The sequence below is a fragment of the Burkholderia sp. BCC1988 genome, from assembly GCF_905339895.1.
Classification (GTDB): domain Bacteria; phylum Pseudomonadota; class Gammaproteobacteria; order Burkholderiales; family Burkholderiaceae; genus Burkholderia.
Genome location: NZ_CAJPHA010000001.1, coordinates 71,514 through 85,115 on the forward strand (window position 1 = coordinate 71,514; position 13,602 = coordinate 85,115).

11 protein-coding genes are annotated in these 13,602 nt (G+C 67.9%); 4 read left to right on the plus strand and 7 right to left on the minus strand.

Annotation, left to right across the window (positions count from 1 at the left end):
• Positions 1–24: 24 nt before the first annotated feature.
• Positions 25–804, minus strand: coding sequence for an alpha/beta hydrolase (locus U4012_RS00320; RefSeq protein WP_321795972.1), 780 nt, complete (start codon positions 802–804; stop codon positions 25–27).
• A gap of 142 nt (positions 805–946) precedes the next feature.
• Between U4012_RS00320 and U4012_RS00325 the strand changes: the two genes are divergently transcribed.
• Positions 947–1,726 carry a helix-turn-helix transcriptional regulator gene (locus tag U4012_RS00325; RefSeq protein WP_321795181.1) on the plus strand — a complete coding sequence of 260 codons (780 nt, stop codon included), beginning with the start codon at positions 947–949 and terminating at the stop codon, positions 1,724–1,726.
• A gap of 461 nt (positions 1,727–2,187) precedes the next feature.
• On the opposite strand, the gene pcaG is transcribed toward U4012_RS00325, so the two are convergent.
• Positions 2,188–2,781, minus strand: a complete 594-nt coding sequence (gene pcaG, locus U4012_RS00330) for a protocatechuate 3,4-dioxygenase subunit alpha (protein ID WP_321795183.1) — start codon at positions 2,779–2,781, stop codon at positions 2,188–2,190.
• Between the two features lie 3 nt (positions 2,782–2,784).
• Positions 2,785–3,492, minus strand: a complete 708-nt coding sequence (pcaH, locus tag U4012_RS00335; RefSeq protein ID WP_321795185.1) for a protocatechuate 3,4-dioxygenase subunit beta — start codon at positions 3,490–3,492, stop codon at positions 2,785–2,787.
• A gap of 277 nt (positions 3,493–3,769) precedes the next feature.
• On the opposite strand from pcaH, the gene pcaQ reads away from it, so the two are divergent.
• The 3 genes from pcaQ (at position 3,770) to U4012_RS00350 (ending at position 5,617) form a co-directional block, all read left to right on the plus strand.
• Complete coding sequence (pcaQ, locus tag U4012_RS00340) at positions 3,770–4,783, plus strand: pca operon transcription factor PcaQ (protein ID WP_321795187.1); 1,014 nt, start codon at positions 3,770–3,772, stop codon at positions 4,781–4,783.
• A gap of 107 nt (positions 4,784–4,890) precedes the next feature.
• Positions 4,891–5,250, plus strand: coding sequence for a type II toxin-antitoxin system RelE/ParE family toxin (locus U4012_RS00345; protein WP_321795189.1), 360 nt, complete (start codon positions 4,891–4,893; stop codon positions 5,248–5,250).
• Between the two features lie 70 nt (positions 5,251–5,320).
• Positions 5,321–5,617 (plus strand): XRE family transcriptional regulator, encoded by a 297-nt coding sequence (locus tag U4012_RS00350; RefSeq protein ID WP_044842919.1) that lies wholly within the window; start codon positions 5,321–5,323, stop codon positions 5,615–5,617.
• A 96-nt stretch (positions 5,618–5,713) separates the two neighbouring features.
• Here U4012_RS00350 and U4012_RS00355 read toward each other — a convergent pair whose 3' ends face one another.
• The 4 genes from U4012_RS00355 to U4012_RS00370 all read right to left on the minus strand — a co-directional run bounded on the left by U4012_RS00355 (position 5,714) and on the right by U4012_RS00370 (position 12,745).
• A complete protein-coding gene (locus tag U4012_RS00355) occupies positions 5,714–6,988 on the minus strand; it encodes an APC family permease (RefSeq protein WP_124484993.1) in 1,275 nt (424 codons plus the stop codon).
• A 138-nt stretch (positions 6,989–7,126) separates the two neighbouring features.
• Positions 7,127–11,629, minus strand: a complete 4,503-nt coding sequence (locus tag U4012_RS00360) for a DEAD/DEAH box helicase (protein WP_321795194.1) — start codon at positions 11,627–11,629, stop codon at positions 7,127–7,129.
• 271 nt (positions 11,630–11,900) lie between these two features.
• The gene (locus U4012_RS00365; RefSeq protein WP_321795196.1) at positions 11,901–12,200 is read right to left on the minus strand and encodes a Gp49 family protein; all 300 of its coding nucleotides are present in this window, start codon (positions 12,198–12,200) and stop codon (positions 11,901–11,903) included.
• A gap of 143 nt (positions 12,201–12,343) precedes the next feature.
• Positions 12,344–12,745 (minus strand): hypothetical protein, encoded by a 402-nt coding sequence (locus U4012_RS00370; protein ID WP_321795198.1) that lies wholly within the window; start codon positions 12,743–12,745, stop codon positions 12,344–12,346.
• Positions 12,746–13,602 lie beyond the last annotated feature (857 nt).

The window sequence follows — 13,602 nt, forward strand, 5'->3', positions numbered from 1 at the left end:
CGGATGCCGTCGGTGCGCGGCACGTCATGCACCGGGCGCGCGGTCTGCCGCCGTGTCGAGCAGGAATGCTTCCATCGCGGCGACCAGCGCGAGCGGGGTTTCGTTCATCGGGTAATGACCGGCATTGCGCAGCACGTCGACGGTTGCGCGCGGATAGCGCCGCAGATAGGTGCGCGCCATCAGCGCCGCGTCGAACGCCGGGTCGTGCTCGCCGATCAGCACCTTCACCGGATGGTGGCCCGTGATGTCGTCGCTGAAATCCGTGTCGGCCCACGCGCGGAAGTACGCGCCGAACGCGTGCGGCGACGAACAGGATGCCGAATACGCGGCTTTCCACTCGACCCAGGCGGCGGGCAACCGGTCGCCGGTGCTGCGATCGATGATGGTGCGGCGATCGGCGAGGTGGTCGGCGGCGCGTTCGAATAGCGCGCGTCGCGCGGCGTCGAACGGCAGGCCGCCGCACGGCACCGGCGCGATCGGCACCAGCGCGCGCACCCGGTCGGGCGCCATGGCGGCGACCTTCTCGATCGCCATGCCGCCCATCGAGTGGCCGACGAGGCTGAACGTACGCCAGCCGAGCGCGTCGGCGAGGGCGAGCGTGTCGGCGGCGATTTCGGCGATCGAGTACGCGCCGTGCGCGCCGCGCATGCCGCCGTAGCCGCGGTAGTCCATGAACACATAGGTGAAGCGTTCGTGCGACAGCCACGTCTCGACGGGCTCGAACGCACGCGCGTCGCCGAACCAGCCGTGCAGCACGAGAACAGGGTGGGGGCCGTCCCCCACGCGATGAAACGTATTGGGCATCTCCGCTCCGAAGAAGTCGCTATCCGGCCGATTCGGCCGTCGGGTCTTGCGGCCATCCGGTCGCGCAAGCGTGGAGCGGATCGTAGACCGATCGAAGGTGACCCGCCTTCGATATCGGGTCATTCATGATGGAATTCGGGCCTTGAGAAATACGCTGCTGGATCCCTACGAAGACATTCCCCGTAGCGTCGTGGTGACCGCCAACGAGTACGCGGCGGGCACGACGTTTCCGGAGCACGCGCACCGGCGCGGGCAGTTCGCGTTCGCGTCGCGCGGCACGATCAGCGTGTCGACGCCGCACGGCCGCTGGCTGGTGCCGCCGCAGCGCGCGTGCTGGGTGCCGGCCGGCGTGCGGCACGAAATGACGATGACCGGGCCGGTCACGATGCTCAACACGTTCGTGTCGGACGACACGGCCGAGGCCGCGGGGCTGCCGGACCAGTGCGGCGTGTACGGCGTGTCGCCGCTCCTGCGGCAACTGATCGACGATGCGATCGACCTGCCGGCGATGTACGACGTCGACGGCCGAGCGGGCAAGCTGATGGCGCTGCTGGTCGCGGAAATCGCGACGATGCCGCGGCTGTCGCTGCACGCGCCGCTGCCGGCCGACGCGCGCCTCGCGAAGATCTGCCGGCATCTGTTCGCGTCGCCGTCGATCGCCGCCGATCTCGACCAGGTGGCGACCGACGCGGGCGTGAGCCGGCGCACGTTTACGCGGCTGTTCCGCGCGCAGACCGGCGTGAGTTTCGCCGCCTGGCGTCAGCAGGTCTGCATGCTGGCGGCGATTACCCGCCTGAGCGACGGGCAGCCGGTGACGCGGGTCGCGTTCGATCTGGGCTATGCGAGCGCGAGCGCCTTTACGTCGGCGTTTCGCCGCATCCTCGGCGAAACGCCGAGCCGGTATCTGGAGGTTCGCCGCTAGCCGGAACGGAGGCTGCAGCGAGTGCGGCGGCGTGCTCCGGTCGCGGACGAAAAAAACGCGTCTGCCAGGTTTCGGTCAGACGCGCTTGAAGGCACTCGGTCAGAAAAAATGCGCGCTCAGGCAGCGGGGCAGTGTTCGCGCATTGCGGGTGAAATTGTTGCCTGTTCCGATTCAATCCAGTCGGTGTCGGGCGGATAGCAAAGCATACGCCGTGTAACGCGCAAACGATATCGTGCGGGCCCGACGATTCATGTGCTGTCGCAGCATGCGTTTCAATCGCGCGTTTGATGCCGGAGGCGGGAGCAGTCAACCAAGGGCGTCGGCCGTCCCGATCGGGCGTGCTGCGGCACGGCATCGAATGTGGCGGCACCAAAGCGAAAACCGCCGCACGACGCGATGCCTGTCGGTATCGCGCCACACGGCGGTTCGGTGCGGGCAGCCGGCGTGCGTCGGCACGCGGGTCACACGTCGAAGAACACGGTCTCGTCCGGCCCCTGCATGCGGATGTCGAAGCGGTACACGACGGGCCGGCCCGGTTGCGCGTCGCGCTTCGCGACGAGCGTTGCGCGGCGTTCGGCCGGCACGAGGTTCAGCACCGGATCGGCCGCGTTCGCCGCGGCTTCGTCGTCGAAATACACGCGGGTGAACGCGTGGGTCAGGATCCCGCGCATCATCACCGTCACGTTGATGTGCGGCGCTTCGTCGGCGGCCGCGCGGCCCGGCTTGACCGTCTGGACAACGAAGCGGTGCTGCGCATCGGTGCCCGTGCCGACGCGTGCGAAGCCCGTGAAGCCGGACTTCGCGATGTCGTCGCGCGACGCGGGATAGCGGCCCACGCCGTCCACCTGCGTGAATTCGAGCACCGCGTCGCCGACGACGTTGCCGTCGCCGTCGAACACCTGTCCGACCAGCAGCACGTGCTCGCCTTCGGCGTCGGGCGTGGCGATCGCCGGCGTGAACAGGCTCTTCAGGTCGTAGTCGTATTGCTGCGGGCACAGGCCGTACGCGAAGTACGGGCCGACCGTCTGCGAAGGGGTTTGCTTCAGCGTCGTCATGGTTCAGCGCTCCATCGGGGTGGCGTCGCGGCCGCGCAGCACGATGTCGAATTCGTAGCCGAGCGCATAGCCTTCTTCGGTGATGTCCATCGAGAAGCGCGAGATCAGGCGGTCACGCGCCGCTTCCGGCGTGCCCTGGAAGATCGGGTCGTACGCGAGCAGCGGATCGCCGGGGAAGTACATCTGCGTGACGAGGCGCGAGCCGAAGTAGTCGCCGAACAGCGAGAAGTGGATGTGATTCGGGCGCCATGCGTTCGGATGGTTGCCCCACGGATACGCGCCGGGCTTGATCGTCAGGAAGCGGTAGCGGCCTTCGGCGTCGGTCATGCAGCGGCCTGCGCCGAGGAAGTTCGGGTCGAGCGGCGCGTCGTGCTGGTCGACCTTGTGCACGTAGCGGCCGGCCGCGTTCGCCTGCCATACCTCGACGAGCGTGTTGCGCACGGGCTTGCCGCCTTCGTCGAGCACGCGGCCGGTGACGACGATGCGCTCGCCGAGCGGTTCGCCGTTCTTCACGGCGTTCTTCGTCAGGTCGTGGTCGAGCGCGCCGAGATCGTCGGTGCCGTAGACGGGCACGTACTGGTCGCGCAGCTTTTCCTTCAGCGGGATCAGCGGGCGGGTCGGGCCGCGCTTGACCGACGAACCGTACTCGGGGTGGATATACGCGGGATGCGACGGCCAGTCGCGCGGCGTGAGGATCGTGGGGGAATCCATCGGGCGTCTCCTGTCAGGTATTTCGCGAAGTGGATGGCAAGACTTTAGCCAATCCGGAAAGTTATGCAAAATGACCTTTTTTCGCGAATCGCATAACCGTTCGTTATGTTTGGCGGCGCTCATGAAAATCCGCCGGACAGGCGGCGTGATCGCGCTGCTGCCCGGCGACCGGATTCCATGCGCTGCGGCGTCATGCGTGACGTCGCGCCGAATGCTTGGGCCTTTCCGGAAAGTTATGCAAAATGGCGTGATATCACCATTCGCATAACCGCCCGTTATGAATAACCGTATCGCCGACGGCCGCGTCAAATTCCGGCACCTGCAGTGTTTTCTCGCGGTCGCGCAGTTGGGCGGCGTGCAGAAGGCGGCCGAAAGCCTGTCGATCACGCAGCCGGCCGTGTCGAAGACGATCGCCGAACTGGAGTCGATCCTCGGCGTGAAATTGTTCGAACGCGGGCGGCACGGCGCGCAGCCGACCCGCGAAGCCCAACTGTTCATCCCGCACGCGAACGCGTGCGTGCTGGCGCTGCGGCAGGGTGTCGGGCTGCTCGCGCGCGAAGGCGGCGCGGCCGCGGCGACGCTCGAAATCGGCATGCTGCCGACGGTCGCGGCATCGCTCGCGCCCGCGCTGATGAAGGCGCTGACCGCACGCTGGCCGCGCATCGTGGTGCGGATCGCGACGGCTGCCAATACCGAGCTGCTGGAGCGTCTGAAGGCAGGGGCGATCGAATGCGCGATCGGGCGCCTGTCGGAGCCGGAACGGATGATCGGGCTCGCGTTCGAGCAGCTGTACAACGAACCGCTCGTCGCGGTCGTGCGCGCCGGCCATCCGCTGCTGGCGAGTGCCGCGCCGGCCGCCGAGCTCGCGCGCTATCCGGTCGTGCTGCCGCCGTTCGGCACGCTGATCCGCCAGTCGGCCGAGCAGCTGCTCGGCGCGTGCGGCGCGCCGCCGCTGGATTCGTTCATCGAGGTGCTGTCGGTGTCGGTCGCGCGTGCGCTCACGCTCGAGAACGACGCAGTCTGGTTCGTGCCGCTCTATGCGGCCGAATACGACTTGTCGGCCGGCGCGCTCGCGCGGCTGCCGCTGCCGTCCGCGGGCACCGACGAGCCGGTCGGGCTCGTGCTGCGCACCGATGCGCAACCGTCTCCCGTCGCCCGGACGCTGATCGACGCCGTGCGCGACATCGCGCAGGCGCGGTTCGGCGATGCGCACGCCCATCGCGCCCCCCGTGGCGCGCGCAAGCCGGCTCGCCGCCAGCGTCGAGACGCCGGGCAGGGCGTGGACGGATGACGTCCGGCTGCCGCTCTTTCACCGTCATTCGTTAGCCATTCGGTCAGTAGCGGGTGTCGTCGTGCTTGGCGTATCGTACCGTTTTTGATACACTCGATGACACGACGATGGCGAGACAGCAGATTCAGGCCACGCTCGACGTGCGGTTCTTCCGCACCGCGCGTGGCAACGAGCCGGTGCGCGAATGGCTCAAGGCGCTCGGGCAGGTCGAGCGCAGGGTGATCGGCGAAGAGATCAAGACCGTTCAACTCGGCTGGCCGCTCGGCATGCCGCTGGTCCGGAAGATGTCGCAGGATCTGTGGGAAATCCGCGTGATGTTGCCGCAGCGAAGCGCGCGCGTGCTGTTCACGGTCGTCGGCGACACGATGGTGCTGCTGCACGCGTTCTTCAAGCAGTCGCAGGCCACGCCGTCCGACGATCTCGACGTGACCGTCGCGCGGCTGAAAGCGCTGACGCGCGCCATCTGAATTCCTCCGGCTGCGCCGGCACATGCGATCGGCGATGTGCCGGCCGGCCACGCCATGCACTGGAGTACCCATGACGACCACGAACAACCCGCATATCGGCAGCGATTTCGACAGCTTCCTCGAGGACGAAGGCCATCTCGAAGCGGCCACCGCCACCGCGATCAAGCGCGTGATCGCGTGGCAGATCGGCCAGGAAATGAAGGCGCAGCACATTACGAAGACCGCGATGGCCGCGCGGATGAAGACCAGCCGCGCCGCGCTCAACCGGCTGCTCGACGAAACCGACACGAGCCTCACGCTCGCGACGCTCGCGAGCGCGGCCACCGCACTCGGCAAGCGGCTCAGCTTCGAACTGGTGCCGGCCTGACGCCCGCGGCGCAGCGGTGCGCGGCCGGTTCGCGGCGGGCCGGCGCAGCGCGGCGAGCGCATGTTTGCTCGTCCGCACACGGGCGCCGGCACGCGTTCACGTGCGTCGCCCGGCCATCCGCAGATAAAGCAGCGCACCGCCAGCAAGCAGCAGCGGGCACAAGATGAACCACCCTGTCGTCAGGAACAGCCCGGCGACAGCGACCAGCGAAATCCACGCGCAGCGATATGCGATGCCGCCGCGCGGCAGCAGTTTCAGCGCGGCCGCCGCGCCGAGTCCGTACACCATCACGAAGCATCCGGACGTGACGAGCACGAGCGGCTTCGGACCGACGTCCGAGAGCGTCGTCGCGGCCAGCGCGACGACGGCCAGCACCGCGATCACGCCAAGACTTCGGCGCGGCACGCCGCCGACCTGGCTGCCTTGTGCGAGCCACGCAGGCAGCGCGCCGTCGCGCCCGAGCGCTGCGCCGAGCTTCGCCGCGCCCGCGAAATACGCATTCATCGTGCCGAGCGTGAGCAGCAGCGCGGCCGCTGCCGCCAGCACCTGCGCGTGACCGCCGATGCCGCCCGCGATCAGTTCCGCGAGCGGCGCACCCGACGCGCCGGCCGAAGGCCCGAGCACCGTGACGCTCGCGGCCGCGACCGACAGATACAGAAAGCCGACGACCACGACCGCGATCCCGGCCGAGCGCGGCATGTCGTGCGCGGGCCGGCGGAACTCTGCCGCGAGGTGCGTGATCGCTTCCCAGCCCGCGAAGCTCCACACGAGCAGTGCGGCAGCCTGGCCGACCGCGAGCCAGCCATGCGGCGCGAACGGATGCAGGTTCACCGTGCTCGCATGCGGCGCGGACGCGAGCACGGCGGCCAGCAGCAGCGTGACGAGCAGCGCCGACAGCACGAGCTGCATGCGGCCCGACACCGTGACGCCGAACGCATTCGCGGCCGACACCGTGGCGATCAGCGCGGCAGCCGTGACGATCACCGTGACGTGTCCGCCGCCCGTGACGGCGGCGACGTACGCGCCGCCGAACATCGCGGCGGCCGGCGCGCCGGCCGGCACCGCGAAATAGAAACACCAGCCGACGATTGCCGCGGCCTTCGGCCCGAATGCGCGTCGCGCGTAGGTCGATACGCCGCCCGCGTCCGGATAGCGCGCGCCGAGTGCGGCGAAGGTGGCGGCAAGCGGCCCCGACAGCACGACGAGCGCGGCCCACGCCAGCAGCGACGCAGGGCCTGCAACCTCGGCCGCGAGCGCGGGCAACGCAATGACGCCGGTGCCGAGCACCGCGCCGATATACAGCGCGGCGCCCTGGAAAATCGTCAGCGAGCCCGCGTGATGAACGGCGGGCGAATCGGCATGCGAGGGCATGAAAGGCAGTCTCCTGAAGGCTCGTTATGGTCACGCTCGGGCGCGCAATGAATCGTTCGATGCTACCCGAACGTACGCGGTGCTGCCGCGCGGCGTTCAGTAGTCCGCGATGTGCCGTGTGTCAGCCGATGTCAGGAGTCAGTGGCGGCGTGCGAGCCGCAGGCGCGCATCCTCGCGCGCGGCAGGCGGCAGCTCGGGCGCGTAATGGAACGTGCCCGCCACGAGCGACGCGACCGGCACGCCGTCGCGGAACAGCACGCAATTGCCGGCCAGCGCGGGCACCTTGTCGCCGGGCAGCAGCGTGCCGGCAAGGTTCAGCGGATCGGCGCCCGTCACGCACACGTACTGGCCGTCGCCCGGTTGACGACGCAGCTCGCGCAGGACCGGGATCGCTTCCGGCAGCGCGAACTGCTCGCCCGCGAGCCCCGCGACGAAGCGGCCGCCGCGAATCTCGCCGCGCGCTTCGAGACGTTGCAGCACCCGCACGAGTTCGCGCCAGCTCGGCAGCCAGTCGGCTTCGCGTTCGAGCAGCCGCCAGAACACCACGCCATAGCGGCGCAGCAGCGTCCACGCGATGTGTTCGAGCGCATCGGGATCGGTCGCGGGCGCACCGCGCTTCGGTGCCGGGGTTGGCGCATCGTCCGGCGCCGACATGCGTTGCACGAGCGCCCAGCGGCCGGCGTCGTCCATCCCGCCGATCAGTGCGCCACCGCGCCGCGTGCGCGGCGCATAGGTCGCGCTGCGCTTGACCGCGGGCTTCAACAGCGCGCGCAATCCGGCGAAGCTGTCCGCATTCACGAGGCCGGCCGACACGAGTTCGCCGAGCGCCTGCTCGAGTTCGACCGGCAGCATGTGCAGTTCGTCGAGCAGTGCGTCGAAGAACATCGCGCCGTGTGCGGCAAGTGCATCGCGCACCTGCGTCGCACGCGCGGATAGCGCCGGCTGCGCGTCCGGGTCGCGCAGCGCCTGCCATGCGCCGAGGTGGCGGCGCGGCAGCAGCACGACCGGCGTCGTTTTCACGGGCGTGCCGGCCGCGCGCGCCGGCGCGCCGATGCGGGTCCACACGAGTTTGCCCGAGCGGCACAGCTCGTCGAGGCCGCCGGCCGTGTAGTCGGTCAGGCGCGCGGGCAGCAGCGCGTCTTCCCATGCGCTCGCCGCGGCTTCGTAGCCTTCGAGCTGCTCGACGACGGCCGCGAGCGCGTCGCGGCCCGTGCCGCGCGTATCGGGCGTCAGGTGCTGCCAGTGGAACAGGAAGCGCATGAAATCGGCGCGCTCGACCGGTTCGATCTCGCGGCGCAGCCGCTTGACCGTGTAGCGATGAATGCGCGCGAGCAGGTGGCGTTCGCACCATTCGTCGGTCGTGGCGCCCGGCGTGAAGCGGCCATGCATCACGTAGCCTTCGCGCTCCAGTGCGGCGAGCGCGGTCGCGATCGCCGCGGACGGCAGGCCGAGCGGCCGCGCGATGGCGTCGAGCGTCGATGGCCCGAAGCCGGTGAGCCGCGCGCGGATCACGTCGACGAGCGCGGCATCGGCTTCCCAGGGTTGCGCGCAAGCGGCCGGCACCTTCAGCGCAGGCGCGACGCGTGCGTCGGGATGCAGCGCGCGCATGCAGACCAGCCGTTCGACCGGCACCCACAGCACGGCGCCGTCCGGCGTGACGAGTTGCGTCGCACGACGGCGCTCGGCCAGTTCCGCGAGCCGTTCGGGCCAGCCTTCGTGCGCGTGCGCTTCGCCGTCGGCGACGCACGCGAGCGTGAGCAGGGCGTCGTGCATTTCGTCGGCATCGCGTACGAGCGGCCACGCTTCGTCGCGCACCGCATCGATGGCATCGGCGTCGAGCGCGCCGAGATCGTCGGCCGATTCGGGATCGCTCCAGCGGCGCGACTGCACGGCCTGCGTGCGGCGCTCCTCGAGCGGCGCGTCGTCGAGGAACGCATAGGGCTTCGCGTTGAGGATCTCGGCCGCGAGCGGCGACGGCGCGGGCAGGTCGCGCGCGATCAGTTCGATCGCGCCGCTTTCGATCCGGCGCAGCAGCGCGAGCCAGCCGTCGGTATCCATCGCGTCGTGCAGGCAATCGTCGAGCGTCTGGTCGACGAGCGGATGGTGCGGGATCTCGCGTTCGCCGACGACGTTCTCGACGCATGCGACCTGGTCGGGGAACACGGTCGCGAGCAGGTCGTCGCTCTTCATCCGCTGCAGTTGCGGCGCGGTGCGCCGGCCGCCGGTGAAGCGCGGCAGCGCGAGCGAGGTCGTCGCGTTCCAGCGCCAGCGCACGCCGAACATCGGCGCGTCGAGCAGCGCCTGCACCAGCACGTGCTCGGCGCTCGCCGAGCGCAGGTAGCGCCACACTTCGTCGAGCGCGAAGCTGTGCGCGAGCGACAGCGAAAGAATGATCGCGTCGTCGGTCGCGGCGGCCTGCAGCTCGAAGTTGAACGTGCGGCAGAAGCGCTTGCGCAGCGCGAGCCCCCACGCGCGGTTGATACGGCTGCCGAACGGCGAATGGATCACCAGCTGCGTGCCGCCCGATTCGTCGAAGAAGCGCTCCATCACGAGCGTGTCCTGCGTCGGCAGGGCGCCGAGCGCCGCGCGCGTGCGCGCGAGGTAGTCGGCGATCTGGCGGGCCGCATCGGGCGACAGGCGGAGATCGTCGACGAGCCAGCGCAGCGCCGGCGCAAGGCGGCTTGCGGGCGGGGCGATCGCGGTGCCGGCGGGATCGCTTCGCGAATCGGTCGCGGTGTCGGCTTCGGCCGCCTTCCTGGTTTTGCCGCGCGTGCCCGACTTGCCAGCCGTGTCGCCGCCTGCGCGCTTCGGTTCGGCCGCCGCCGTGTGCCGGTCGCCTTCGGCGAACAGCCCGTCGAGCCGCGCCCGCAGCCGGCCGACCGCCGCCGACAGCTCGTCGCTGCGCCCGAGCCCCTCGCCGAGCCAGAACGGAATGCCCGGCGCTTGACCTTGCGCGTCCTCGACGCGAACACGGCCGGTTTCCACGCGAATGATCCGGTACGACTGATTGCCGAGCTGGAACACGTCGCCCGCGAGGCTCTCGACCGCGAAATCCTCGTTGACGGTGCCGACCTGGATACCCTGCGGTTCGAGCAGCACCGCGTAGTCGGCCATGTCGGGAATCGTGCCGCCCGACGTCGTCGCGGTCATCATCGCGTTGCGGCGCCCGCGCACCGTGCCGCCGACCACGTCGCGATGCAGGTACGCACCGCGCACGCCGCGGCGGCTCGTGAAGCCTTCGGCGAGCATCTTCATCACGTCGTCGAAGCGTTCGCGCGACAGGCGCGCGTAGGGCGCCGCGCGCGTGAAGCTCGCGTACAGCGCGTCCTCCTGCCATTCCGCGCAGGCGACTTCGGCGACGATCTGCTGCGCGAGCACGTCGAGCGGTGCCTCGGGAATCCGCAACGCGTCGAGCTCGCCGCGTTGCACGCAATCGAGCAGCGCCGCGCATTCGACCAGCTCGTCGCGCGACAGCGGGAACAGGCGGCCCTTCGGCACGCCGCCGACATGGTGCCCCGAGCGGCCGACGCGCTGCAGGAACGGTGCGATCCCGCGCGGCGAACCGACCTGGCACACGAGATCGACGTCGCCGATGTCGATGCCGAGTTCGAGCGACGCGGTCGCGACGAGCAGCTTCAGCTCGCCGCGCTTGAGCCGCTGTTCGGCGTCGAAGCGATGCTCCTTCGCGAGACTGCCGTGGTGGGCGGCGATCGCGTCCTTGCCGAGACGGTCGGCGAGATGGCGCGCCATGCGTTCCGCGGTGCGCCGCGTGTTCACGAACACGAGCGTCGTGCGATGCGCGGCGGCAAGCGCGGCGATCCGGTCGTACACCTGTTCCCACACGTCGGTCGCCATCACCGGCTCGAGCGGCACGTTCGGCAGTTCGAGCGCGAGGTCGCGTTCGCGCGTGTGACCGGTGTCGACGATCGTGCATTCGCGCGGTGCATCGGCCGGGCCGCCGACCAGGAAGCGCGCGACCGCGTCGATCGGTTTCTGCGTGGCCGACAACCCGATGCGCGGCAACGCGCGGCCCGTCAACGCGTCGAGGCGTTCGAGCGACAACGTGAGATGGCTGCCGCGCTTGGACGACGCAAGCGCGTGGATCTCGTCGACGATCACCGAACGCACGTTCGACAGCATCTGCCGCCCCGACGTGGACGACAGCAGCACGTACAGCGACTCGGGCGTCGTCACGAGGATGTGCGGCGCGCGCTTGCGCAGCGCCGCGCGTTCGGCCTGCGTGGTGTCGCCGGTGCGCACGGCGGTGCGGATCGCCGGCACCGGCAGGCCGAGCTGCGCGAGCGAGTCGGCGATGCCGGCGAGCGGCGCGTCGAGGTTCACGTGGATGTCGTTCGACAGCGCCTTCAGCGGCGACACATAGACGACGAGCGTCGCGTCGGGCAGCGCGCCGTCGTGCGCGAGCGCATCGCGCACGAGGTCGTCGAGCGCGCACAGGAACGCGGTGAGCGTCTTGCCGGAGCCGGTCGGTGCGGCGACGAGCGTCGACCGGCCGGCCTTGATGTGCGGCCAAGCGAGTGCCTGCGCGCCGGTCGGCGCGGCAAACGTGCGGCGGAACCACGCGGCGACGGCCGGGTGGAACACGTCGAGCGCGTGGGCGGGGCGGGTGGCTGTGACGTCCATTGGAGCGTTGAAATGGGGTGCGAGCGCGCGGGCGGCCGCGCGCGAATCGTCAGTGTGCCAGACGTCGCGTGCGCGTGCCGGGCACCGCGCGCGGGGGGGACGCGCGCGCCGGAGATTCAGATGAGGCGCGGCGCCGGTATTTCAACAGGCGTGCGCGCGCAGCGGCACCTGCTCGTTCACGGGTGCCGGATGGGGGAGAGAAGGACGTCGGGTTCGACGCGCGCCGGGCGGGTGCGGAGCACGAGGCGTGACGACATGTATCGGCGCGCGACTAGCTGAGGACCGGCCAGATTTGGTCGATCGCCTTCTCGCGAGCAATTCCCCGGGCCATTTCAGCGTCAAAATTCTCGGGAGAGACCGGCCCCTCGTTGACACCGACGGCGGCATGACCGTTATTGAGGACGATCACGCAGAGGGCGATCTGCTTCAACCGCTCTGGCGGGACGTTGGCGCGCAATCCCGTGGGCGTCGTGCTGCGTACACCATCCGCGGCGGTGAAGTATGTCTCGCTGAACCATCGCCTCCGCGACGGTCCCGGCGTTCCCATATCGAGCCTCGTAATCGAATCCATCGCGGAAATGGTCGACTACATGGGTGAAGGCCGGAGGCTTGAGGAATACGCAGACGCTATTTGGGGCCGGCGGAACGACTAGCACGCCGGCCTATGGCCTTAGGAAACGGTGAAGCGTGACAGCACTGGCGTCGAACGTCGGCTTACCCTTGGAACACGCCATTGTGCTCTCGATTGTCTTGATCGAGGACGATTCCGTTCTCCGACGACGAAAACGTCTTGCCATTGTCGAAACAGAGTGACAGCGTATAGTCAAAAATCCACCGGTCGTTGCCGTTGGGTTGGATATGGATACTAATGACGGGGACATTCAGATCGGCAATGGTCGTTGTGGTTGAGAGTAATGCAAGATCGAATTGATTAGTGGACGGATCGCTAAATTCCATATCGCCGCCTAGATTCTCTCCTTTCGCTAGATCCTCGCTCAGAAACATGCTGATCTTGTTTTTTACCAATACGTTTAGAACGGTATCGTGATCTTTGTTATCGTTATGAGTATAGAAGGTAATTGATGCCCGTGTTAGTTTTGCGTCACCGGTTCCCATTATTTCTCTCCTCAAAGAGATCGAACAGGGGTTAAAGCGCCACACCTTGGCAGCCGGACTGCGCCCGCGCGTGCCCGGTTCGCAAGTTACTGAGAATGCACGGTCTCTGTATCGGATTACTCGCCGGCAACAACAGGGACAACTGGTGCGACAGGCGCGACCGGCGCTACTGGGCCACCCAGTGCATTCCGCAAGGGGCAGGTAGGGCAGGGGGCGACAGGTTGGGTTAGCTGAGACGCAGACGTCGATGGGTCTTGGTCACCGGGGCTAAAACTTTGCACGACCTTCCCCGTCATAAGAATTCCGAGAAGAGTAATGATCGACCCTTCCAGCTTAAACTCATGTGGAGGGCTTGATATAGCGACGTAGGAGGAAATTGATAAAGCTCCGAACGCCCACGCAAGAAAAGCAAGGCGGGTTGCAGAGAATCGTCCGGCTCCATCTTGAAAGAATTGAAGGAAATTCATGACTCCTCCGGCTTTGCGTTTTTGGTGAGGTTTTTTGTAAAATAAATTGAAGATTGCTAGTGCAAAATCTAGGACAAATTTTGAATCAATGCTGAATGGCGAAAAATTTTATTTGGCGAGACGGTATATATTCAGACGATAAATCGGCAGTCGCGCATCGCTGTAGTGCCGATGTAGGACGATGCTCCATTGCCAATGCAGGCGGCCGCCTCGCCAGCAAGTGCGATCGGGCACCTAGCCTTGTCGAGTCAATGGGCTACATACGAGAACCAACCGATCAGAGGGCTCTGTTCCAATCTAGCCAGAATTCTTCCGCGATGGCTGGATTCATGCTCAAATGTCCGATTCGCTCGATAGTTTGTCGGAAGGAGCATAGCTCCCCGATGGGCG

Coding starts and splice junctions, on each gene's coding strand:
- U4012_RS00320 (WP_321795972.1), bottom strand. CDS start 804: ATGCCCAATACGTTTCATCGCGTGGGGGACGGCCCCCACCCTGTTCTC.
- pcaG (WP_321795183.1), bottom strand. CDS start 2,781: ATGACGACGCTGAAGCAAACCCCTTCGCAGACGGTCGGCCCGTACTTC.
- pcaH (WP_321795185.1), bottom strand. CDS start 3,492: ATGGATTCCCCCACGATCCTCACGCCGCGCGACTGGCCGTCGCATCCC.
- pcaQ (WP_321795187.1), top strand. CDS start 3,770: ATGAATAACCGTATCGCCGACGGCCGCGTCAAATTCCGGCACCTGCAG.
- U4012_RS00345 (WP_321795189.1), top strand. CDS start 4,891: ATGGCGAGACAGCAGATTCAGGCCACGCTCGACGTGCGGTTCTTCCGC.
- U4012_RS00350 (WP_044842919.1), top strand. CDS start 5,321: ATGACGACCACGAACAACCCGCATATCGGCAGCGATTTCGACAGCTTC.
- U4012_RS00355 (WP_124484993.1), bottom strand. CDS start 6,988: ATGCCCTCGCATGCCGATTCGCCCGCCGTTCATCACGCGGGCTCGCTG.
- U4012_RS00360 (WP_321795194.1), bottom strand. CDS start 11,629: ATGGACGTCACAGCCACCCGCCCCGCCCACGCGCTCGACGTGTTCCAC.
- U4012_RS00365 (WP_321795196.1), bottom strand. CDS start 12,200: ATGGATTCGATTACGAGGCTCGATATGGGAACGCCGGGACCGTCGCGG.
- U4012_RS00370 (WP_321795198.1), bottom strand. CDS start 12,745: ATGGGAACCGGTGACGCAAAACTAACACGGGCATCAATTACCTTCTAT.